The organism is Halomicrobium sp. IBSBa (assembly GCF_017612575.1).
In the GTDB taxonomy this organism is placed as follows: Archaea; Halobacteriota; Halobacteria; order Halobacteriales; family Haloarculaceae; genus Halomicrobium.
In genome coordinates, this window is record NZ_JADPQC010000002.1 from 354,322 (window position 1) to 376,149 (window position 21,828).

19 protein-coding genes and 1 tRNA gene are annotated in these 21,828 nt (G+C 66.1%); 16 read left to right on the plus strand and 4 right to left on the minus strand.

All coding sequences use genetic code 11. The annotated features are described in order from the left end of the window. Nucleotides 1-53 precede the first annotated feature (53 nt). The 11 genes from IL252_RS08500 to IL252_RS08550 all read left to right on the plus strand — a co-directional run bounded on the left by IL252_RS08500 (nucleotide 54) and on the right by IL252_RS08550 (nucleotide 12,745). A complete protein-coding gene (locus tag IL252_RS08500; protein WP_208627642.1) occupies nucleotides 54-2,147 on the plus strand; it encodes a DEAD/DEAH box helicase in 2,094 nt (697 codons plus the stop codon). A 163-nt stretch (nucleotides 2,148-2,310) separates the two neighbouring features. Continuing rightward, the gene (locus tag IL252_RS08505) at nucleotides 2,311-4,194 is read left to right on the plus strand and encodes an SLC13 family permease (RefSeq protein ID WP_153554875.1); all 1,884 of its coding nucleotides are present in this window, start codon (nucleotides 2,311-2,313) and stop codon (nucleotides 4,192-4,194) included. Between the two features lie 65 nt (nucleotides 4,195-4,259). Next, nucleotides 4,260-4,332: transfer RNA gene (locus tag IL252_RS08510), tRNA-Pro, on the plus strand. Between the two features lie 127 nt (nucleotides 4,333-4,459). Further along, nucleotides 4,460-5,353 carry a hypothetical protein gene (locus IL252_RS08515; RefSeq protein WP_208627643.1) on the plus strand — a complete coding sequence of 298 codons (894 nt, stop codon included), beginning with the start codon at nucleotides 4,460-4,462 and terminating at the stop codon, nucleotides 5,351-5,353. Nucleotides 5,354-5,555: 202 nt separating this feature from the next. Beyond that, nucleotides 5,556-9,224 carry an LAGLIDADG family homing endonuclease gene (locus tag IL252_RS08520; protein WP_208627644.1) on the plus strand — a complete coding sequence of 1,223 codons (3,669 nt, stop codon included), beginning with the start codon at nucleotides 5,556-5,558 and terminating at the stop codon, nucleotides 9,222-9,224. After that, the gene (locus IL252_RS08525; RefSeq protein ID WP_208627645.1) at nucleotides 9,225-9,497 is read left to right on the plus strand and encodes a hypothetical protein; all 273 of its coding nucleotides are present in this window, start codon (nucleotides 9,225-9,227) and stop codon (nucleotides 9,495-9,497) included. 48 nt (nucleotides 9,498-9,545) lie between these two features. Next, nucleotides 9,546-10,106: a hypothetical protein gene (locus IL252_RS08530; RefSeq protein WP_208627646.1), complete on the plus strand. Its 561-nt coding sequence runs from the start codon at nucleotides 9,546-9,548 to the stop codon at nucleotides 10,104-10,106. 39 nt (nucleotides 10,107-10,145) lie between these two features. Then, nucleotides 10,146-10,481, plus strand: a complete 336-nt coding sequence (locus tag IL252_RS08535) for a hypothetical protein (RefSeq protein ID WP_208627647.1) — start codon at nucleotides 10,146-10,148, stop codon at nucleotides 10,479-10,481. After that, the gene (locus tag IL252_RS08540; protein ID WP_208627648.1) at nucleotides 10,478-11,275 is read left to right on the plus strand and encodes a hypothetical protein; all 798 of its coding nucleotides are present in this window, start codon (nucleotides 10,478-10,480) and stop codon (nucleotides 11,273-11,275) included. The genes IL252_RS08535 and IL252_RS08540 overlap by 4 nt, the downstream gene beginning before the upstream one ends. A gap of 25 nt (nucleotides 11,276-11,300) precedes the next feature. After that, nucleotides 11,301-12,074, plus strand: coding sequence for a hypothetical protein (locus tag IL252_RS08545; RefSeq protein ID WP_208627649.1), 774 nt, complete (start codon nucleotides 11,301-11,303; stop codon nucleotides 12,072-12,074). Continuing rightward, nucleotides 12,071-12,745, plus strand: coding sequence for a MinD/ParA family protein (locus IL252_RS08550; protein WP_208627650.1), 675 nt, complete (start codon nucleotides 12,071-12,073; stop codon nucleotides 12,743-12,745). Before IL252_RS08545 ends, IL252_RS08550 begins: the two co-directional genes overlap by 4 nt. Before the next feature lie 30 nt (nucleotides 12,746-12,775). Here the strand turns inward: IL252_RS08550 and IL252_RS08555 are convergent, their stop codons facing one another. Further along, a complete protein-coding gene (locus IL252_RS08555) occupies nucleotides 12,776-13,636 on the minus strand; it encodes a transcription initiation factor IIB family protein (RefSeq protein WP_208627651.1) in 861 nt (286 codons plus the stop codon). Between the two features lie 193 nt (nucleotides 13,637-13,829). On the opposite strand from IL252_RS08555, the gene IL252_RS08560 reads away from it, so the two are divergent. After that, entirely contained in the window at nucleotides 13,830-14,336 is a 507-nt protein-coding gene (locus tag IL252_RS08560) for a hypothetical protein (RefSeq protein WP_208627652.1), read from the plus strand. Between the two features lie 144 nt (nucleotides 14,337-14,480). On the opposite strand, the gene IL252_RS08565 is transcribed toward IL252_RS08560, so the two are convergent. Beyond that, a complete protein-coding gene (locus IL252_RS08565; protein ID WP_208627653.1) occupies nucleotides 14,481-15,194 on the minus strand; it encodes a ParA family protein in 714 nt (237 codons plus the stop codon). A 47-nt stretch (nucleotides 15,195-15,241) separates the two neighbouring features. Beyond that, complete coding sequence (locus IL252_RS08570) at nucleotides 15,242-15,661, minus strand: HIT family protein (protein WP_153552151.1); 420 nt, start codon at nucleotides 15,659-15,661, stop codon at nucleotides 15,242-15,244. A 114-nt stretch (nucleotides 15,662-15,775) separates the two neighbouring features. Between IL252_RS08570 and IL252_RS08575 the strand changes: the two genes are divergently transcribed. The 4 genes from IL252_RS08575 (at nucleotide 15,776) to IL252_RS08590 (ending at nucleotide 18,315) form a co-directional block, all read left to right on the plus strand. After that, complete coding sequence (locus tag IL252_RS08575; protein WP_170093258.1) at nucleotides 15,776-16,156, plus strand: secondary thiamine-phosphate synthase enzyme YjbQ; 381 nt, start codon at nucleotides 15,776-15,778, stop codon at nucleotides 16,154-16,156. 203 nt (nucleotides 16,157-16,359) lie between these two features. After that, on the plus strand, nucleotides 16,360-17,523 hold the full coding sequence (locus tag IL252_RS08580) for a hypothetical protein (protein ID WP_244256976.1): 1,164 nt from the start codon (nucleotides 16,360-16,362) through the stop codon (nucleotides 17,521-17,523). An 80-nt stretch (nucleotides 17,524-17,603) separates the two neighbouring features. Further along, on the plus strand, nucleotides 17,604-17,963 hold the full coding sequence (locus IL252_RS08585) for a winged helix-turn-helix domain-containing protein (protein WP_208627655.1): 360 nt from the start codon (nucleotides 17,604-17,606) through the stop codon (nucleotides 17,961-17,963). Between the two features lies 1 nt (nucleotide 17,964). After that, the gene (locus IL252_RS08590; RefSeq protein WP_004061491.1) at nucleotides 17,965-18,315 is read left to right on the plus strand and encodes a hypothetical protein; all 351 of its coding nucleotides are present in this window, start codon (nucleotides 17,965-17,967) and stop codon (nucleotides 18,313-18,315) included. 283 nt (nucleotides 18,316-18,598) lie between these two features. Here the strand turns inward: IL252_RS08590 and ileS are convergent, their stop codons facing one another. Then, nucleotides 18,599-21,823 (minus strand): isoleucine--tRNA ligase, encoded by a 3,225-nt coding sequence (gene ileS, locus IL252_RS08595; protein WP_208627656.1) that lies wholly within the window; start codon nucleotides 21,821-21,823, stop codon nucleotides 18,599-18,601. Nucleotides 21,824-21,828 lie beyond the last annotated feature (5 nt).

Below are 21,828 nucleotides of genomic sequence, written 5' to 3' on the forward strand. Positions count from 1 at the left end.
GCGTCCGGCGAGGTTCCGAACCGCTCAAATAGCTCCGTCGCGTTCGTCCAGGCGTGTCTCAGCAGGTCGCACGCGTCGATACGCTGTTCCTCCACGAGCACGGCGACGACTACCGGGTCGTCGTTCGGCGGGACGGTGATCGAGTGTTTCACGGCGTGCTCGAACTCAAACAGACCGACGCCGGGCCACGGCCTCGCCGGCTCCGGATCAAGCGGGGGGCCAGCGAGGACCTGCGCAGTCCCGACCAGTTCGTCGAACTCGCGCGTCGGGCCTCGCGGATCCGTATCTCCGAGCAGACCTCCGGACGGGGCCGCGAGGAGTTACAGGCGATGCTCGACGGCTACCAGCTCTCGGCGAAGGTCGTGCGCACCTGCCGGTACTGTGCCTCCAGTGGCCGGTACTCGCCGATCACGAGCGAGACGGCGATCAAGGCCGACGACGAACACATCTGTCCGGACTGCGCTCGCGAGGAACTGGACCGCGAACTCGCACTCAACGGCGGGATCACCGGCGACGCCCAGGCTCGCCTCGAAGAGCTCCTGCTCGACGTTCAGGACCTCGATCGCATCGAGAACCTGCTCGCTGGCGAACTCGATCCCGACCTGACGAAGTTCGACGAGATCTCGGCGACCGTCGACGACATCGACCTCGTGCCGGTGGACTCGCTGGATCTCCACCCCGGCATCCAGCAACACCTCGAAGGCCGCTTCGACACGCTCTTGCCGGTCCAGAGTCTCGCCGTCGAGAACGGCGCGACCGACGGTAGAGACCAGCTCGTCGTCTCTGCGACCGCGACCGGGAAGACGCTGATCGGCGAGATGGCCGGCCTCGACCGCGTGCTGAACAACAAGGGGAAGATGCTCTTTCTCGTCCCGCTGGTGGCGCTGGCAAACCAGAAGTACGAGTCGTTCACGGAGCGCTACGGCGACATGGTCGACGTGTCGCTGCGCGTCGGATCGAGCCGGATCGACGGCGACGGCAACCGCTTCGACCCGAACGCCGACGTGATCGTCGGCACCTACGAGGGCATCGACCACGCGCTGCGGACCGGCAAGGATCTGGGCGACATCGGGACGGTCGTCATCGACGAGGTCCACACGCTGGGCGAGGGCGAGCGTGGCCATCGCCTCGACGGCCTCATCTCGCGGCTGAAGTACTACTGCGAGCAGGGCGAGACTGCGGAACAGTCTCGGAAAGGGCGAACGGGCGGAGCCCGTGAGCAAAGCGTCGGGCCGGACGGCACCCAGTGGATCTATCTCTCGGCGACGGTCGGCAACGCCAGCGACCTCGCCAAGAAGCTCCGGGCGAACTTGGTCGAGTTCGAGGAGCGTCCGGTCCCCATCGAACGGCACGTCACCTTCGCCGACGGGCAGGAGAAGACCCGCATCGAGAACAAACTCGTCAGGCGGGCCTTCGACACGAAATCGAGCAAGGGCTACCGGGGCCAGACGATCATCTTCACCAACTCCCGACGGCGCTGTCACGAGATCTCTCGGAAACTGGAGTACGACTCGGCACCGTATCACGCCGGTCTGGACAACAAACGCCGCCAGCGCGTCGAGCGGCAGTTCGCCGACCAGGACCTCGCGGCAGTCGTCACGACCGCCGCGCTGGCCGCCGGGGTGGACTTCCCGGCCTCGCAGGTCGTCTTCGACTCGCTGGCGATGGGCATCGAGTGGCTGTCGGTCCAGGAGTTCAGCCAGATGCTCGGCCGCGCCGGCCGGCCCGACTACCACGACAAGGGGACCGTCTACCTGCTGGTCGAACCCGACTGCTCCTATCACAACAGTATGGAGATGTCGGAAGACGAGGTCGCGTTCAAACTGCTCAAAGGCGACATGGAGCCGGTCATCACCGAGTACGACGAGGCCGCGGCCGTCGAGGAGACGCTGGCCAACGTCACCGTCGCCGGCGACCAGGCAAAGCGGCTCAACGACCGCATGATCGGCGAGGTCCCGACCAAGCACGCGCTGGGCAAACTCCTCCAGTACGAGTTCATCGACGGGCTGGAGCCGACGCCGCTGGGCCGGGCCGTGACGCGGTTCTTCCTCGCACCCGATCAGGCGTTCGCGATTCTCGACGGGATCCGAAAGGACCTGCACCCCTACGAGATCGTCGCCGAGATGGAGCTCCGAGAGCGCGACTGATCGGTGCGCTCTCGGAGTGTGTGAGCGGGGCGTGTACGACCCGTGAACTGCGAGGCGTTCCGAGAGTGACACTGCGCTGAACGCGTGGCGCTTCGCGAGGGTGACGTTTTTATCCCCGCCGGCCCCCTCCTCTGCTGTGACACTGCCACCGATCACGCCGGCAATGGCGTTCGTCTTCGCCGTCGTCGCCGGTGCGCTCGTTCTCTTCGCGACCGAGCGCGTGCCCGTCGACGTGACCGCCATCGGCGTGATGGTGGCGCTACTGGTCGTCGAACCGCTGACCGCGCTGCTGGCCGACGCCGGACTGCTGGCCGAGCGACTCTACGTCCTCCACGAGCCCGGCGACGCCGTCGATCCGGTGGCCGTGGGGCTCTCGGGCTTTGCCTCTCCGGCGACGATCACCGTCCTCGCGATGTTCGTCCTCTCGGCGGGCGTCCAGCGGACCGGCGTGATCCAGATCCTGGGGGCTAAGGTCGCTGCGTTGACCGGCGACAGCGAGACCAGACAGCTCGGGGCGACCGTCGGCATCGTCGGGCCGATCTCCGGGTTCATCAACAACACGGCGGCCGTCGCCATCCTGCTGCCCATGGTGACCGACCTCGCACACAAGGGTCGGACCTCGCCCTCGAAGCTGTTGCTGCCGCTCTCTTTCGCCTCGATGTTCGGGGGGATGCTCACGCTGATCGGCACCTCGACGAACATCCTCGCCAGTGATCTCGCCGGCCGACTGGCGATCGAGGATCCGGCGCGCTACGGCGACCTCCACGTGTTCTCCATGTTCGAGTTCACACAGCTGGGCGTCATCCTGCTCGTCGTCGGCTCGCTGTACCTCATGACGGTCGGCCGCTGGCTCACTCCCGAACGGATCGAACCGCGTGGCGATCTGACCCAGGAGTTCGAGATGGCCGACTACCTCACCGAAGTCGTCGTCCGCGAGGACTCGCCGATCGTCGGCCAGACCGTCCACGACGCGCTGGAAGCGACCGAACTGGACATCGACATCGTCCAGCTGATCCGGGATCGCCGGACCTTCCTCGAACCGCTCGGTGCGAAGTCGATCCGGGCTGGTGACGTGTTCGCGATCCGGACCGACCGGGACACGCTCGTCGAACTGCTCGACGCCGAGGGCCTGGACGTGGTGCCCGACGTGGTCGTCGACGAGGCAGAACTCGAAGAGGCCGAAGAGCGACAGAACCTCGTCGAGGTCGTGATCGCACCGGGCTCGGAGCTGGTCGGCGCGTCGCTCCGGTCGACGAACTTCCGACAGCGCTACGACGCCAGCGTCCTCGCGCTCCGGCGCGGCGGCGAGTTGATCCGCCAGCGGATGGACCGGACGACGCTTCGCGTCGGCGACACGCTCCTGGTCCAGGGAGCCGGCGACAGCATCGACCGCCTGAACAACAACCCGAACTTCATCGTCGCCCGCGAGGTCGAACGCCCCGACTTCCGGAAGTCGAAAGTCCCCGTCGCCGTCGGCATCGTCGCCGCCGTCGTCGCCGTCGCGGCACTCACGCCGGTCCCGATCGTCGTCTCGGCGCTGGCCGGCGCGCTCGGGATGGTCCTCTCTGGCTGTCTGCGCTCCTCGGAGATCTACGACGCCGTCCAGTGGGACGTGATCTTCCTGCTCGCGGGCGTCATCCCGCTGGGGCTCGCCCTGGAGGCGACCGGCGGCGCGGCGCTGCTGGCTGACCTCCTCGTGCTCGCCGCGCCGTCGTTCCCACCGCTCGTGGTGCTCGGACTGATGTACGTCGTCACGGCGGTCCTGACGAACATCATCTCGAACAACGCCAGCGTCGTCCTCATGATCCCCGTCGCCGCCGAGGCCGCCGTCCAGCTCGGGGCCAACGCCTTCGCGTTCGTACTGGCCGTGACCTTCGCCGCCTCGACGGCCTTCATGACGCCCGTGGGCTACCAGACGAACCTCTTCGTCTACGGCCCCGGCGGCTATCGCTTTACCGACTATCTGCGGGTCGGCGCGCCGCTACAGGCGATCTTTGCCGTCGTCACGACGCTGGGCATCGCCTACTTCTGGGGCCTGACTCCGTGACAGGGTGTGTCGATGTGCCACCGCAACGAAACCCTTTACTCAGCGACGGCCGCATCTGTTGGTACGGGATCGTGGGTTAGCCTGGTATACTTCGGGCCTTGGGTGCCCGTGACCCCGGTTCAAATCCGGGCGATCCCATCCACTTTTTCCATCGTCGCCCTTCCTCGCGAGCCTGCGGTGAGGGCTCCTCGAAAAACGTGGGCGAAACAGACTCTCCGCATGAGTGGACAAAGCGTTTGTAACCGGGTACGGAAGTGTGGCAGGGATGGTCAACACGACGAAGTTGCTCTTGGGTCTCACCTTCGCACTGGTGCTCTTGATCGTGGACGTGCTCGTCTCTTATTTCACTGGCACTCTGGGCGACGGCGTTGCAACGTTTCTCATCCAGGCGCTCGGGACTGTTGCCACCCTCCTTTTCGTCGGAGCGACCTTTCTCACGGTCCGTCAAAACCGAAAGACGATCCAGGAGCTCAGAAAGGATCGAGAAAAACAGGTCGTCATCGACGAACTCCAGTACGTCATCCAGCCCGCAATCGATCGCCTCGCCGGGAATATCGAGAAACTCGAATCGGGGTTCGTCGGTTGGAAACCGGGAGCCCAAGCATTTCCAGAACACGAGCAGTGGGAGCCCGACGGTGGGCTTTCGATTCAGAAACCCCTCTCGAAGACGCAAACAGACGAGGCTGCACTGTTGCGTTCGAAAGAGCGCCATCCGGAGCTACACTCGGAACTGGCGTCGTACGACACTACGGTCGAAGACCTGACTGCAGCGGTACACGACGTGGTGGGGACAGCTGGTCCCGACCTGACGAAAAAAGTCGAACGTGACGTGCCTCGGTTCGACTTCTCTCGGGGGAGTATGTCTGTCGACCCGCCGCGGCTTTTGTCGTATCTCTTAGACGGCGAGGGGCGAGAGTACCGCGACCTCCACACTGGCTGGTCGCAATTACTCGAACACCACGGAGACGAATTCCGGGGGCTCCTCGACGAGGTCGCTCTCGAAGAGCGCCAGCACCTCCGCGACGAGAAGAGTCGAACGCTCGCCGAGTCACGACGGCTGAGGGCCGATCTCATCGAGAGACGGAACACGCTTCAAGAGGAGTACGGGATCTCGGTCGACGAATTCACGCAGGAGAATCTCGTCGAGAGCGCCAAGTAATACTGCCGGCTGTAACTGTTTCAAGATATTCGCGACTCCGTGGTCGCGAAATTCTTCACAGACTTACAGCCGGCAGTATAACGACCACTGCAGCCGTCGATGTGGTCCGTACTGACTGATACGGGCGCTTCCCGGTTCGGTCCGACCACTTCCACCCCGGTTTGCGAACCTTCTTGAGCGAGGACGCACTATCTCGGTTCCAATGGCTACCGGCGTCGACAACACCGAACTCACCGACGCGTTCGAGGAGTTCTACCGGGACTACTACCGCAACGAGATCGGTGAACTCGCCCAGAAGTACCCCAACGACCAGAAGTCGCTGTGGGTCGACTGGGACGACCTCTATCGCTTCGACCCCGACCTCGCCGACGACGTGCGCAACCGCCCCGAGCAGATGCAGGACTACGCGGAGGAGGCGCTGCGACTCTACGACCTCCCGGTCGACGTGAAGCTCGGCCAGGCCCACGTTCGCTTTCACAACCTCCCCGAGGCCGAGGACATCCGGGAGATCCGCCACGAACACCACGGGATGCTCATCGCCGTCCAGGGGATCGTCCGCAAGGCGACCGACGTGCGGCCCAAAGTGACCAACGCCGCCTTCGAGTGCCAGCGCTGTGGCACTCTCACCCGGATTCCCCAGGTCGCCGGCGACTTCCAGGAGCCCCACGAGTGCCAGGGCTGTGAGCGCCAGGGGCCGTTCCGCCTGAACATGGACCAGTCGGAGTTCGTCGACGCCCAGAAGATCCGCGTCCAGGAGTCCCCCGAAGGACTGCGCGGCGGCGAGACCCCGCAGGCCATCGACGTGAACATCGAAGACGACATCACCGGCGAGGTGACTGCCGGCGACCACGTCCGCGTGACTGGCGTCCTCAAACTCGACCAGCAGGGCGACGACCGCAATCAGTCCCCGATGTTCGACCTCTACATGGACGGGATCGACGTCTCGATCGAGGACGAACAGTTCGAGGACATGAACATCACCGAAGAGGACAAAAAAGAGATCATCGAGCTGTCCAACGAGGACGACCTCTACGACAAGATGGTCGGCGCGATCGCGCCGTCGATCTACGGCTACGAGCGCGAGAAACTCGCGATGATGCTCCAACTGTTCTCCGGAGTCACCAAACACCTCCCAGACGGCTCCCGAATCCGTGGCGACCTCCACATGCTACTGATAGGTGATCCGGGAACGGGGAAGTCCCAGATGCTCTCCTACATCCAAAATATCGCCCCTCGTTCGGTCTACACCTCCGGGAAGGGGTCCAGCAGCGCCGGGCTCTGTGTCACTGGTGACACGATGATCCACACCGACGAGGGATTCCGACCGATTCGTGATCTCGTGTCGTCGGAACTCCCAGAGCCAGTGTCCGAGGAAACGTCGGTGCGAAAGCAGATCGACCTCCAGACGTTCGACCGCGATGCAGAGGAGATGCAAGATGGGACCTCCTCGCGTGCGTGGCGGATGCCGGAGAAGACGTGTCGACGGATCGAAACGAGCCACGGCAAGGAACTCGAAGCGTCCGTGAACACTCCGGTGCTGACGTGTGGCACCGACGGGATCGAGTGGACCGAGATCTCCGAGGTCGAACAGGGCGATCACGTCGCAGTCCCGCGATACGATGCTATCGACCGGTCGGAGGTGCCAGTGAGAGAGTTCCTCCAACTGACGACCGAGAAGGTCCTGCTCACGGACGACTCGATCGAGTTCCTCCGCGAGTCGTTACAGGCAGAGTTCGGGACGCTCAGAGATGCAGCCGCCGCGCTGGATCTCTCGGAGGACTTCATATATCTGCAGCTCAAGAACCGCCACGTCCCGCTGGAGAAACTCGACCGGATGCTCGATGCGATCGGAGCGACACGTGAAGACGTAGATTTCGATCGCCTCATGATCAGGCACGGAGACTCGACTACGCTCCCGGAGACGTTCGACGAGGACCTGATGTACCTGCTGGGGCTCGTGTTCGGAGACGGCGACATCTCGCTGGATCGTCGCGGCGGAAACAGAGGAATGGTCCGCATCTCGAACAGCGACGAGGCGTTACTGGAACGGGCTATCGAGATTTTCGATGCGAAGTTCGATAAGCGGCCAGAGATCGAATATCAAGACGAGAGGGTCCCCTGCATTCGAGTCAACAGCGCGCCGATCGCTCGGATATTCGCCAACGCCGGAATGCAGACGCCGAAACAGGATCTCGCACTGGCCGACTCCCTGACGGTCAGTGAACACGCGGACGCCTTCATCCGTGGCCTCATGGATGCCGACGGATCCGTCTCGAACCGAGACGACGGCGGTTCGAGCGTTCTTCTGTCGACGATCAGCGACGAACTCGCTCGACAACTCCAGCTCATGCTCGAAACCTACGGTGTGCGGGCGAGGACGCGCGAACGCGACCGTCGCGGGAGCTACGAACGTGGGGACGGGTACGTCATCGAGTCCAAACACGTCCAGCAGTTCGTCGAGATCTACGGTGCAGACATCGATCGATACGCCGAGGCGATCGGCTTCGACAGTGTCGAGAAACAGCGATCGCTCGCCGAGATAACCGCTGTCGAGCGACGCCAGCGTGAGACGCTCCCGATCGGTTCAACCCTCGCTACAGTCGAGGGGGCCGCCGGCCAGTACTATCAGAACATCAACCGGAGTGAAGATCCCGGCCGTTCGCGGGCCAGATCGATGCTCGAAGATGTCGATCTGGGACCGACAGAACCCCTCGTGAAGGAGGCGGTCGACGCCGATCTGCGATGGGACGAGGTCGTCGCCGCCGTGGACACTGGCGAGAAAGAAGTGTTCGACCTCACCGTTCCGGAAACGCACAACTTCGTCGGCAACGGCATCGTCACACACAACACCGCAGCGGCGGTTCGGGACGACTTCGGCGACGGCCAGCAGTGGACCCTGGAGGCGGGTGCGCTCGTGCTCGCAGACCTCGGGATCGCCGCTGTCGACGAGCTGGATAAGATGAATCCGGACGATCGGAGCGCGATGCACCAGGCCCTGGAACAACAGGAGATCAGCATCAACAAGGCGGGCATCAACGCGACGCTGAAGTCCCGGTGTTCGCTGCTTGGAGCTGCGAACCCCAAGTACGGCCGGTTCGACCAGTTCGAGCCCATCGGCGAGCAGATCGACCTCGAACCCGCGCTGATCTCGCGGTTCGACCTCATCTTCACGGTCACCGACGAGCCCGACGAGGAGGAAGACCGGAATCTGGCGAGTCACATCATCCAGACGAACTACGCGGGGGAACTCCACACCCACCGCACGGAGAACCCCACGTCGGACTACAGCCAGGACCAGGTCGACGCCGTCACCGAGGAGGTCGCACCGACGATCGAACCGGACCTGTTGCGCAAGTACATCGCTCACGCGAAGACGAGTTGCTTCCCGACGATGACCGAGGAGGCAAAGACCGAGATCGAGGACTTCTACGTCGATCTGCGGGTCCAGGGGACTGACGAGGACGCTGCGGTGCCGGTGACGGCCCGAAAGCTGGAGGCGCTGGTCCGCCTCTCGGAGGCGTCGGCGCGGATCCGACTCTCGGACACGGTCGAGAAAGAAGACGCCGAGCGGGCGACGACGATCGCTCGCTACTGCATGGAGCAGATCGGCGTCGATCCCGAGACGGGCGAGTTCGACGCCGACGTTGTCGAGACCGGGACCTCGAAGAGCCAGCGCGACCGGATCCAGAACCTCAAGGGGATCATCTCCGACATCGAGGAGGAGTACGACGAGGGTGCGCCGGTCGATGTGGTCGTCGAGCGAGCGGAGGAGGTCGGGATTGACGAGTCCAAGGCCGAACACGAGATCGAGAAGCTCAAGCAGAAAGGCGAGGTGTACGAACCACGTACCGATCACCTGAGGACGACGTAGATGGACCGCATCTCAGCACTCAGGAACGTCGAGGACGCACTGGCTCGCTTCGAGCAGGGCGAGTGTTCGCTGGCCGACCTCGAAGCGGAAGTCCGGGGCGTCTTGCGAACCTACGCGACCGACTTCGACGGGGAGCTGCAGGCCTACCGTGCCGACGGCGGCGACGCCGACGGCGTCGTCGTCCTGGCGAGTTCGCGCCCGGACGCTCGCGACCGAGTCCAGTCGCTCGTCGAGTCGCCGGGCCGCTTCGAGGTGACGCCGGTCGATCCCTGACCTGGCAGTAGAAAGGGATTTGCGGGTGTAGTCCCTGTGGTTCCGGTAATGCAGTCCGTGATCGACCGGTTGGACGGTGTGACGACGCTCCTGCTCTGTGGGTCGTGTGCGCGGACCGACGAACTCTGTGGGCGACTGCTGGCCGACGGCGGTGCTGCGGGCCGGACGGTGCTGTGGGTCTCTTTCGGACAGTCGCCGTCGGAGTGTCTCGACGACACGGTCGCGGCGGACGCCGACCGTGCCGTCCTCGCGGTCGGCACGACGCCGACGGGTGAGCGAGACGACGACGTCACCGTCGAGGTGATCTCGACGCCCAGTGACCTCGCGGCGCTGGGGATCAAACTCAGCCAGTTCATCGCGGAGACCGACGGCGAGCTGACGGTGTGTTTCGACTCGCTGACCGAACTGCTCGGCCACGTCGCGGTCGAAACGACCTACGAGTTCCTGCACACGGTGACCCGACAGTGCTACCTCGCGGACGCTCGGGCCCACTTTCACCTCGATCCGGCGGCCCACGACGCACAGACGGTCGCCTCGATCACGTCGCTGTGCGACGCTCGTGTCGACCTCGACAGCACGCCACCGGTCCGCGTTCGAAACGACCTTTAGTTCGTAAATTTAAACACTGAAAGCGAAGATCGTGGGCGTATGTTCCTCGTGATCACGTACTCGCGGTCGGCACGGTCGTCGCTGCGCAACGTCACGCGGGCCCACGAGGAGACGACCGTCCGGCAGTTCGGTCGCGCGGCACTGCTCGCAGGGACGGCCTTCGGGGCGTTTCAGGCGTGTCGGCTCCGCGAGAAGCACGGACGGGACGTACAGATCGAGCGCGTCGAACCGTTCGTTCCGGCGGACGTCCCCGCCGACGTTCGCGAGGCTGCCGATGCCTACGAGGACCGCGACCAGCCGTCGGTTCCCTATCGCCAGTTTTCCGCCGGGACCGACCACCCCGGGCCGTCGGCGCTCCGGGAGCGAGACCTGTGATCGTCCGGACGGCAGACCGAACGTGGTGTGGCAGCGTCGCGGACCTCCGGGCGACCGGCGTCTCCGGCCACCAGGTCGTCGACGCCGTCCGCGGCGACGACGCCGCCTGTCGCGTCCACTGTCCCCCACCGGGGCCGCTCTTCGACCGCGTGGGACACGTCCATCCGGAGATGGGACTCCGGGTCCGGCCGGCACTCGCCGTCGCTGCCAGGACTCGCGGCCTCACGCCACCGCAGGACGACGAGATCGAGCGACTGCGGGCCGAACGCGACGCGATCGACGTGGACGAGCGCGTGCCACAGCACGCGACACCACCCGAAGAGGATCCGGCGGCCCTCGAAGAGCGCGTCGCCGAACTCCGCGGTCGGATCTCGGCACTGCGAGCGCACGATATAGACGCCAGCGACGAGCGGGCGGCACTGCGTGAGGCTGCCACACGGCTGTCCGAGGCACAGACGACCCGTCTCGCGGCCGCACAGACCCGGCAGGCGACACGCGAACAGCGAGACCGACGCCAGCGTCGCCTCCGCCTCGACGACCGGATCGCCAACCGCGAACGCGACGCGCGCTCGTGGCTGGTCGAGCGCGTCCGCGACCCCTACGAACGGGCCGTGTTCGCGCTCGATCCCGGTGCCGACCCGTTCGACTGTGACCCGACGACCGCCGCTCTGGCGATTCTCCGTGTCGGGACCCAGCGAGCGCCGGTCGTGCTCGCGACGGAGCAGTTCCCGACGCCGGCCGCCGCGGCCGCCTGGGTGGAGGGCCCCGTCGTCGCCTGCGGCCCGGACGTTTAAATCGCGTGACGGGGCCACCGACCGTATGGTTTCGGTGGATGCGAGTGCGACGGCGATCGACGGTGTGACGCTCGTGACGGTCTCGCTGGCCAGCGACGGGCCCGCCCGTCGGGTCCGCGTCGAACAGCGACTCGACGGGCCGGTCTGGCCGCCCCGCTGCGAGGGCGAACCCGAGCGCGGCTGGGACGAGTCGGGATACGAGGGCGTCGTGCCGGCCGACGGACGGCTCGCGCTGGGGTACGCGACGCCGGCACCACCGGCCCAACAGCCGGTCGTGGTCGAGGAACGCGAGGTCGTCCCGGACACGGCGGACGCCGCTGACGAGGACGCGACGACGGTTCTCCAGCGGCTCGGCGATCCGTCACCGCCCCGTGATGGGGTGCCCGAACCGGCAGCCGTTCGAGCCGACCCGCGTCCCGACTGTGACACGGCCACCGCGGCCGAGGAGACGCCGGACGCACCCGACCACAGCCCCTCTCCCGAGCACCGCGTGCGCGACGAGTCGACAGCCCAGACAGTGCCGGACCGACGAGCGGGTTCGACAGATCCGGTGACCGACTGGCTCGACGGCGTCGAGGAGCGGGTGACGACACTCGAACGACTGGACGCCGTCGAGACGGTCCCCGAGGCGACGACGGCCCTCCAGTCGACGGGGGGACTCGCTGCCGGCCGGCGGTCTGCCCGAGCGTGTGCCGCCGACCGACGCCGGCTCCTGGCGGTCGCAGACCGCGCACGCAGGCTCGCAGATCGGATCGAGGCGACCGATCCGCCGCTGTCGTCGCTGGAGCGGCTAGCATGATTCTGGCCGTGACGGGCGGCAAGGGTGGCGTCGGGAAGTCGACGGTCGCGTACAACCTCGCCGCCCACCTCGACGCGGTCGTCATTGATGGCGACCTCGGGATGGCAGACCTGCCCGCCGACCACGGGCCGGATCTGCACGACGTACTCGCCGGACGTGCGGATCCCGTCGAGGCCGTCAGAGAGGGGCCTCCGGTCTCGATCCTACCGTGTGGACGCAGTCTGGCCGGTGCTCGTGCCGGCGATCCCACGGCGCTCGTCGCCGCGATCGAAGCCGTCGAGCGCGCCTACGGCGACGTGATCGTCGACTCCCCGGCGGGATTGCGAGCCGACGTTGGCCTCCCGCTGTACGTCGCCGACGCGTGTGTGCTGGTGACCACCCCGTCAGAATCGGCCGTTACGGACGCGGTCCGGGTTCGTGAACTCGCACGAGAACTCGACGCCGGCCTGGCACGCGTCGTCCTCAACCGCGCGGACGACGGCGCGAACCCCGACGCCGTCGCGGCGACGCTTGGCGCGCCGGTGAGCACGGTGCCCGACGACGCAGCCGTCGCGGACGCACAGGCCGCGGGTCAGCCGGTCTGTCGGGCGTCGCCGGGAACGCCCGCCTGTCAGGCGTTTCGATCGCTCGCCGACGCCGTCGAACGGGTCTGTCGCGGTCACCGCCCGTAGCCGCGGTTCTGTACCGTTTGTCGCCGACCGTCAGTCTTCGAGGGCCTGATACGTCGACCGCAGCGTCACCGGACTCACGTCTGCGACGGCGGCCGCCCGAGCCTGTGTCAGCTCGTAGTCCGCCTCTCGGGCGGCGGTGTAGAGACACGCGGCGGCGACGCCACCGGGGTTCTTGCCCGCGATCAGATTTCGCTCTGCTGCCAGGTCGGCCAGTGCCGTCGCTCGGCGTTCGATCTCGTGGGGAACGTCGAGCTCGCTTGCGAACCGCGGGAGATACTCGCGCGGATCGATCGGACCCGTCGGCAGTCCCAGCTCGCGGTTGATCGCGTCGTAGGCGACCCGTAACTCGCCGGTGCTGGCCTGAGCGTCGGCGACGACCTCCTCGACGGTCCGTGCGATCTCGCTCGTGCGACAGGTCGCGTACACCGCCGCGGCCGCGAACCCTTCGATCGACCGTCCCACCAGGAGATCGGCCTCCTGTGCGGACTCGAAGAGGACACAGGCCCGATCCCGAATCGTCGACGAGAGGTCGAGCCGACTCACCAGCCGCCGGATCTCGATGAAACCGATGCGCTGGTTCCGGTCGCGCTTCGAGCCGGTCTGGGCGCGGCTGTGCTCTCGACGGAGGCGCGCCATCTGGCGGCGCTTGCGACCCTTGAGACGAGTCGACCGTCCGATCTCCGTCGAGAGCCCGCGGTCGTGGCGCGAGCGGGTCAGAGGCGCGCCGGTGCGTGCCTTCTGCTCTCCGTCGTCCTCGAACGACCGCCACTCGGGGCCGCGGTCGAGCTGGTCCTCGTCGACGACGAGGCCACACTGGGTACACACTGCTTCGCGTGTCGATGCGTCGATCGCGCCGTCACACTCCGGACATCGCTGTGCCGTTTGGCTCATTCTATTTCGAGATTCGTCCGGATGGAATATTTAAAACCGGGTCGTTCGGACGGTGATCGGCGGTTTCGAGCGAATTTTACCGACCGGTAACCGGTAGGTAATGCGCCCGTAGAGCCGGTCGAACTCGCCCTCGACCAGCGATGGCTTTCGACGTTCAATGGGTTTAAATTACGAGAGGGGTGATGTGATGGTAATGGGTCTCTCCGAGATCGCGGCCGGCATCGAGGTGACCGCCACCCAGCGCCAGCACGGCGTGGCGTCGGTCGATCGAACGGCGGGGACGCTCGCGGAACGCCTCGACGGCGTCGCGACTCGGCTCCCCTGTGATCCCGAGCGGGCGGCGACGATGGTCGAGGCCTACGCCGCGGGCGAGAGCGTCGGTGACGCCGGGCGGGCGGCGGGACTCACACCGCTTACGGCAGCCAAGACGCTCCACCTGTGTGGCGAACACGTCTGTCCGCTCAGCCCGCGCCAGCGCGACGTGCTCGACGACTGGCTCTCGGGCGATCTCGCCCGCAGCGAGGCGGTCGCACTCACCGGCGCGAGCGAACGCGAGTTCGCGCTGGCGACGTACGTCGCCACGCACGAACCGATCGCCGACGCACGCGAAGCGCTCGAAGGCGCGCTGACAGACGGGCAGGGGACCGACCGACAGGCGTCGCTTGGCGACGCCGTCGAACAGCCGTCGGATCTGCTCTGAGGCGGATCGTTGTCGTCGTTTTCCCGGCTGAATGGACACTCTCGTGTGGTCGATCCGGGACAGACAGTCACCCGTACGAAGCTGTGGTTGTCACCGCCGTCCGATTGCCGGTCGCGATTCGACACCGCGGGCGAGCCAGCGGTGTCAGCTCAGCAGTCCCTCCTCTGGGAAGTCGAGATCGAGCGAACAGCGACACAGCGCTTCGGTCATGGTCGCGACGGCGGGTGCGAACTCGGTGTCGGGATCGATCGCGGTCGGCTCCGTCACGCCACGTTCGGCGGCGGGAAGCTCGTAGTCCGCCGACAGCGCTGTCTCGCCGTCGGCGAACGTCCCGACCACCGCGTCGGCGTCGAATCCAAGGTCGACGAGTCGCCCGCGCATCCGGGGCAGGTGGTCGTTGCCGCGCCGCGTCGCCGGTGCGACGAGCGCTCGCTGATCGGCCCCCCGGACCGCTGCGACGGCCTGGTTGTCGGCCACCGGGGGCACGTCCAGCAACACGTGGTCGTACTGTCCCGCGGCGTGGTCGATACACGTCTCCAGTCGCTGTGCCGCGTCGACCGTCTTGGCGCGTGCGAGTCGCTCGAACGGTGCGTGAGCGGGGTACAGTGCCACCTCGCCGTCCAGTTCGGGCCACCCCGGAATGGCCGCTTCCGAGAAGCCGGTCTCCTCGACCAGGACCGCCGTGAGATCGGGGTCCAGTCGCCCCTCGACGTAGGTCGACAGTCCCTGTGTGCCGAGCGCGGCGTCGAGGACGGCGACCGAGTGGCCGTCCCGCGCCAGCGTCGCCGCGGTCTCGACGACGGTGCGTGTCGTGCCGACGCCGCCAGCGACGCCGACGAACGCGAGCGTGTCTGCCATCGTAATCTTCGGTCGCTCGCCACAGGATAAAAAGAGCCGGACTCAGGCTACGGCTCGATCGCCGCTTCGATCTCGTCGAGTTCCTCGTCTGAGAGGTCGGGCCGGGAGCCGAACATCGCGTGGATCGGACCGCCGCCGTCGCCCTCGAAGCGGGGGACGACGTGGGCGTGGACGTGGGGGACCTCCTGGCCGGCGTCCTCGCCGTTGTTGAAGGCGACTGTCGTGGCCGGTGCGTCGACGGCGGCCTCGACGGCCGGGACGACCTCGTGAAGCGCGCTGTACAGGCCCGTCGCTTCCGCGGCCGGCACGTCGTCGAGGCGCTCGTGATGGTTTTTGGGAATCACGAGCGTGTGGCCGCGAGCCAGCGGGTTCGCGTCGAGGAACGCGACGGCGTCGTCGGTCTCGTGGACGATTCGGCCGGGGATGTCGCCCTCGACGATCGAACAGAAGATGCAGTCCTCGCTCATACTCTCCCGTGCGTCCGGCGACCAAATCAAAGTTCGCCACTCGCCCGTCGGTGCTCGCGACGGTCGCTCGCAGATATCGACCGGTTCACGGTCCCTGCCGTCCACGTCACGGATATGCCGACGTTCACAGTCGAGACGGACCGTCGCTGTCAGGCCGTCGACGTGACCGAACGAGTCGAGTCGGCGCTGCCCGCCGACGCGAACGGAACCGCGACGATCTTCGTGCGACACACGACGGCCGGCGTCGCCGTCAACGAGGCGGAGTCTCGCCTGCTCGGTGACTTCGAGTCGATGCTGACCGATCTCGTGCCCGACGACGGGTGGGACCACGATCGACTCGACGGCAACGCCGACGCCCACCTGCGGACGCTGCTGCTCGGACCGGGCGAGACCGTTCCGGTCGACGACGGCGACCTCTCGCTCGGGACCTGGCAGTCCGTGTTGCTCGTGGAGTGTGACGGGCCACGAGAGCGGACGGTGACGGTTCGAGCGTGAGGACGGATCGTCCGATACGTTCGGGCTGCTTCTCAGACGGCGTATAAATCCTTCGCCGATGCTTGCCGGCGCGCGGTCGACGACCCGGTATAAAGGTGACCGGCTGTCATCGATTACGTACCACGATGGTTCCACTAGACGACTCCTCCCGGTCGACGCGTCGCTCGTTTCTCCACCGCGGCGCGACGGCTGTTGCGATCGGTGTGTCTACTGCTCTGAGTGGTTGCACTGGCAACTTACCACCGCTCAGCAGCAAGCTCCGGTACGGAAACGTCGATGTTCCCGACGCCGGTCCACCGAAGTACCGTCGCTGGGTCCCAGCAGAGCGGGGTAGCGAAACCGACGAGGGCTGGATCGTCACCTACGCCGAACCCGGTCCATTCGACGGCCCCGTTCCAGAGGAGTTCGTCGCCAGACGAGGGTTCCTCAAGATGGAACTGGACCACTTCGGGATCGGCTACGAGAACTACGACAGCCTCACGACTACGAACCTCGCCACGGTGATCGAGGCGGATTTCACGGCCGACGACGTGGCGTCGACGCTCGCGGACACCGGCTACGAGCCGGACGGCTCGTATCGCGGCTACGACGTGTACGCCCGTTCGGACGTGCGCAGACGGGCTGCAATACGCGACGGTGTCATCGTGTGGGCGAGTGCGTACAGACACGACGACCCCGACATCGAGGCGACGATCGAAGCCGGACACGGCCACAGTCGCCAGTACCACGAAGCGAGTGAGGCGTTCGCGGCGGTCACCGACGCGGTCGGCGCGAGCCGACTGCTGTACATCGGCGGCACCCATCCGGGACTCAACTCCGGCATCGCCGAACTCGGTGCCGACGCGTTTCGGATCGACGACGGTGTCGCCTACCAGCTGTTGATCGAATGGTACGAAAACGCCAGCACAGGCTCCGAAGATCAGATGCAGCGTGCCCTCGAACAGCAGCAACACGAACTCACGAAGGAGGCAAAAACTATCGATATCAAGGACGACGGCCACTTCACGACGGTCACTGCTCGGGTACCGACCCGGCCGGGTGGCGAGCGTGATCCGATGGACGACCCGCCTCAGATCACGTGGGGTGGACGCTTCGATGCCGCGACTCGAACCGTCACCCTTCGTCACGAGGCCGGTGAGTCGGCCGATTCGGATCTGATCTGCTACGACATCGACACGCCCGAGGACAGGGGAGAGGTCGAGAAGAAACCGCTCTGGCCGGACCAGCACACCGTGAGTGCCGGTGACGAGACGACCGTCGACCTGAGCGACGAGCCCACCGCAGAGGGAATCAGCGTGGTGTACGGTCCGCAAGACGACGTTAGCTTCCGAATGCTATTCACGCTGCCACTGGAGGACGACCGATGAGCGCCACGATCGCGCCACGTCTCACACCCTCGCAAGCGGCACGCCCTCGGACAGCCGAGGACAAGATACTTGTTCCACGTATGTCAGACGACGCTGTGGACGAGGACCCAGACGTTGCCGACATCGTCGCTCTGCTGGACGACGAGCACGTTCGGTCGATCCTCGTCGCGACGAGTGGGGAACCGCTGTCGGCCAAGGAACTCGGCGAGCGCTGCGATCTCTCGGTGTCGTCGATCTATCGACGGGTCGACGAACTCTGTGACTGTGATCTGCTTATCGAGCGAACGCGACCGCGCCGCGACGGCCACCACGAGACGGTGTACGTCTCGACGCTCGATCGGTTCGAGCTGACGATCCGCGACGGCGAACTGGACTGGACGATCGACCGGGCAGAGAGCGATCCGGCCGACGAACTCTCGCGTATGTGGGGAAAACTCTGAGATGGACCTCTTCAGCGCGCTCACCGACCTCTTCGGTATTGTCGGCCTCGCTGCCGGGGTGGCAGCGACCGGCTCTGCCCTCGTTGGCCTCTACATCGGCGGCCAGGCCTATCGCGGGCTCCGACGCAACGACGACCCCTCCATGCGGTACCTCTCGATCGGGATGATCCTGCTCTTCGGCGTGACGTACGTCTTGGCGGTGGCTGGACAGGGACTCTTCATGTTCCGCATCGCTCCGATCCGCTACCAGAACGTGTTCCGGCTGATCGTCCGCCTGCTCCAGTTTGGCGGACTCCTCTTGATCGCCTACTCCCTGCGTATCGCGACCGACGATCGGTCGACGCCCCCATAGCCGCTCGCAACCGCTGACGCCTCCCCTCCACCACGTTCCGACCGATCCCTCCTCTGGGCCGCCGCTAACTCTCCGAGTCGTTCGTCTTCGCAGGCGGCGACGAAAGCAGCACGCTCCCGGTGGTCGCGTGCTGTGCTAGTCGCTTGCGTCGGCCGCGGCGATTGCCTCGATTGTGATCTCGCATCCACCTTTTTCCGCTTCGGGTTCGCTCGCTTTGCTCTCGAACCACTCGCGCAAAAACGTGGGCGAAAAAGCAGCACGCTCTCGGTGGTCGGGTGCTGTGCTAGTCGCTCGCGTCGGCCGCGGCGATTGCCTCGATTGCGATTTCCATCTCGACGCCTTCGACGTCCCAGGTCTTGCGGTGACCGTCGTCGACGGTCGCGAACTCGTCGGCACGAACTTCCTCGGCGATGAGCGTCTCGTGTTCCCGGACGAGGTCGTCGATGCGGTCGTCGGCCACTGCCAGATCCAGCCGGATCCGCTCTTCGAGGTCCAGTTCCAGGTCCTTGCGCATCTCCTGGACGCGGCGGATGACCTCGCGTGCGTACCCCTCGCTCTCGATGTCCTCGGTCAGCGTGGTGTCGACGTAGACGACGCCGTGGCCGCTCAGTGCCTCGAAGTCGGTGCTCGCGACGCCTTCCGGAGTCTCGCGGCGGAACGACACCATCTCGTCGGTGAGCTCGATCGACTCGCCGAGCGCGTCCGAGACGGCTGCTTCCAGCGTTTCGAGGCTGGCCTCCTCGACGCGGGCCTCGTTGAGTGCGTTCATCACGCGGCCGGCGTCGTCGCCGAACGCCGGGCCGAGTTCGCTCATGTCGGCTTCTGCGGAGTAGGCCAGTTCGCCCCAGGCGTCGCCGCCGCCGACGATTTCGACGGTGCGGGCGTTGAGCCGGTCGGCGACGAGGTCGGTGTGGGCCTCGATGGCATCGGTCACGTCGTCGCTGTCGGTGTCGATCACGACGCGCGTGACCGGCCAGCGGAGCTTGCGCTCGGCCTGCTGGCGGGCGTTCGAGCCGGCCTCCTCGACGGCGCGGGCGACGGCGACCTCGTCTTCGAGGGTGGGATCTCGCAGGTCGTCGTCGGCCGTCGGCCAGTCGCACATGTGGACCGTCGGATGCCCGGTCTCGCCGGTGAGCGTGCCGTAGATCTCCTCGGCGACGAACGGCGTGAACGGTGCCAGCAGCGCGACGACCTCGCGGAGCACGCGGTACAGCGTCGCGTAGGCGGCTCGCTTGGACTCGCTGTCGTCCTCTTCCCACATGCGCTCGCGGACCAGCTGGACGTAGTAGCGGGACACGTCTTCGACGACGAACTCGAGGACGCCCTCGATGGCGTCGTCCTGCCGGAACTCCTCCATCGCCTCCGTCGCTTCGGCCTCGACCGTCTGGAGCCGCGAGAGCACCCACTCGTCGGCCAGGTCCAGCGTCAGGTCGTCGACGGTCGTCGCCTCCGGGTCGAACCCGTCCATCCGCATGTACGGCAGCGGGAAGCGAAAGACGTTCCAGAGGATGTTGAGCCGTCGCTGCATCTCCTGGGTCCCGTCGTACGAGAAGTTCATGTCCTCTCCGCGGGCCGCGAGCGACAGGAGGAATGCTCGCATCGGGTCCGCGCCGTAGTCGTCGATGACCTCGCCGGGATCGACGCGGATGTCCTTGGACTTGCTCATCGCGCGCCCGTCGGGCATCAGCGCGTGGCCGTGCATCACGACGCGCTCGTAGGGACTCGCGCCGACCGCCGCCGTCCCTATCCCGAGCTGGGACCAGAACCACCCGCGGGTCTGGTCGTGGGCCTCGATGATGAGGTCGGCGGGCCACAGCTCGTCGAAGGCCTCGCTCTCGGAGGGGTAGTCGATCGTCCCCCACGTCGCGACGGCGGAGTCGAGCCACACGTCGAACACGTCCGGCACCCGCTCGTAGGTGATCCCGTCTTCGGTGATCGTCAGGTCGTCGACGGTGTCCTTGTGGAGGTCGACGGTCTCGGGGTCGATCTCCTGGTCGACGCGCTCGGCCAGTTGCTCGCGGTCGCCGACGACGATGGCGTCGTCCATGTCGCCGCTCCACTCGACGGGCTCGCCGTCGGCGTCCTCGCTGGGCAGCCAGATCGGGACGGGCGTCCCCCAGTAGCGCTGGCGGGAGACGTTCCAGTCGGGGGCCTCCTCGACGAAGTTCCGGAACCGGTTCTCGCGGGCCTCGTGGGGGTACCACTCCGAGTCGTCGATGTTGTCCAGCAGGTCGTCTTTGATGTCCGTGATCGTGATGAACCACTGGTCGGTGACGATCTGGACGATGCCCGTGTCACAGCGCCAGCAGTGGCCGTAGCTGTGTGTCGTCGTCTCGGCGGCCAGCATCCGGCCGCGGGCTTCGAGGTCGTCGATGATCTGCTCGTCGGCGTCTTTGACGAACTGACCTTCGTACGTGCCGGCGGCCTCGTCGTAGACGCCGTCGGGACCGACGGGACAGAAGATCTCCAGCCCGAGTTCGCGCCCGCGCTCGAAGTCCTCCTCGCCGTGGCCCGGTGCAGAGTGGACCAGCCCGGTCCCCTCGCCCTCGGTGTCGACGTACGGCGCTTCGTACACCTGTCCCGCACCCTCGCCGTCGGGTGCGTCGGGCACTTCCTCGCGAAGCGGGTGGTCGTACTCCCAGCCGAGCAGCTCCTCGCCGCTCAGCTCCTCGACGATCTCGTAGTCGTCGTACCGACCCGCCCGGAGCACCTCGTCGACTTTCGGCTCGGCGACGTACAGCAGTTCGGTCTCGCCGTTCTGTGTCGCCTCGACGCCGACGTAACTCCCCTCGCCGTCGACCGCGACGAAGGTGTTGGCCGGGATCGTCCACGGCGTCGTCGTCCAGACGACCAGGTTCCCCTCCCGGTCGGCGAGGTCGAACTTCACGTAGATCGACGGGTCCTCCACGTCCTCGTACTCGACCTCGTTGTTGGCGATGGCGGTCTCACAGCGGGGACACTGGGTGATCGAGCGCTGGCCCTGCTCGACGAGATCGCGCTCGTGAGCGCTGGCGAAGCCCCACCAGGCGGCTTCCATGTACTCGGGTTCGACCGTCCGGTAGGGATCGTCCCAGTCCATCCAGACGCCGAACGACTTGAAGTCCTCTTGCAGGCCTTCGAGGCTGTTCTCGGCGAACTCCCGGCAGGCGTCGACGAAGTTCTCGACGCCGAACGCCTCGATGTCTTTCTTGTTCCGGAAGTCTTTCTCCTCCTCGACTTTGGTCTCGATGGGCAGGCCGTGCATGTCGTAGCCCGGCCGGTCGGTCACGTCGTAGCCACACATCCGCTTGTAGCGGATGTACACGTCTTTGAGGCTCTTGTTCCAGGCGTGGCCCATGTGGGCCGAGCCCGAGGTGTAGGGCGGTCCGTCGACGAAGAAGAAGTCCTCGCCGTCGGCCCGGTGCTCCACTGTCTTCTCGTAGGCGTCGACATTGTCCCAGTACTCGAAGACCCGCTCTTCGACTGCGGCGGGGTCGTACTGGTCGTCGACGGGGGCGAAGCGGTCCATACCCG

Coding starts and splice junctions, on each gene's coding strand:
- IL252_RS08575 (WP_170093258.1), top strand. CDS start 15,776: ATGCCGACGTTCACAGTCGAGACGGACCGTCGCTGTCAGGCCGTCGAC.
- IL252_RS08555 (WP_208627651.1), bottom strand. CDS start 13,636: ATGAGCCAAACGGCACAGCGATGTCCGGAGTGTGACGGCGCGATCGAC.
- IL252_RS08550 (WP_208627650.1), top strand. CDS start 12,071: ATGATTCTGGCCGTGACGGGCGGCAAGGGTGGCGTCGGGAAGTCGACG.
- IL252_RS08545 (WP_208627649.1), top strand. CDS start 11,301: ATGGTTTCGGTGGATGCGAGTGCGACGGCGATCGACGGTGTGACGCTC.
- IL252_RS08535 (WP_208627647.1), top strand. CDS start 10,146: ATGTTCCTCGTGATCACGTACTCGCGGTCGGCACGGTCGTCGCTGCGC.
- IL252_RS08565 (WP_208627653.1), bottom strand. CDS start 15,194: ATGGCAGACACGCTCGCGTTCGTCGGCGTCGCTGGCGGCGTCGGCACG.
- IL252_RS08525 (WP_208627645.1), top strand. CDS start 9,225: ATGGACCGCATCTCAGCACTCAGGAACGTCGAGGACGCACTGGCTCGC.
- IL252_RS08520 (WP_208627644.1), top strand. CDS start 5,556: ATGGCTACCGGCGTCGACAACACCGAACTCACCGACGCGTTCGAGGAG.
- IL252_RS08570 (WP_153552151.1), bottom strand. CDS start 15,661: ATGAGCGAGGACTGCATCTTCTGTTCGATCGTCGAGGGCGACATCCCC.
- IL252_RS08560 (WP_208627652.1), top strand. CDS start 13,830: ATGGGTCTCTCCGAGATCGCGGCCGGCATCGAGGTGACCGCCACCCAG.
- IL252_RS08585 (WP_208627655.1), top strand. CDS start 17,604: ATGTCAGACGACGCTGTGGACGAGGACCCAGACGTTGCCGACATCGTC.
- IL252_RS08515 (WP_208627643.1), top strand. CDS start 4,460: ATGGTCAACACGACGAAGTTGCTCTTGGGTCTCACCTTCGCACTGGTG.
- IL252_RS08505 (WP_153554875.1), top strand. CDS start 2,311: ATGGCGTTCGTCTTCGCCGTCGTCGCCGGTGCGCTCGTTCTCTTCGCG.
- IL252_RS08590 (WP_004061491.1), top strand. CDS start 17,965: ATGGACCTCTTCAGCGCGCTCACCGACCTCTTCGGTATTGTCGGCCTC.
- ileS (WP_208627656.1), bottom strand. CDS start 21,823: ATGGACCGCTTCGCCCCCGTCGACGACCAGTACGACCCCGCCGCAGTC.
- IL252_RS08530 (WP_208627646.1), top strand. CDS start 9,546: ATGCAGTCCGTGATCGACCGGTTGGACGGTGTGACGACGCTCCTGCTC.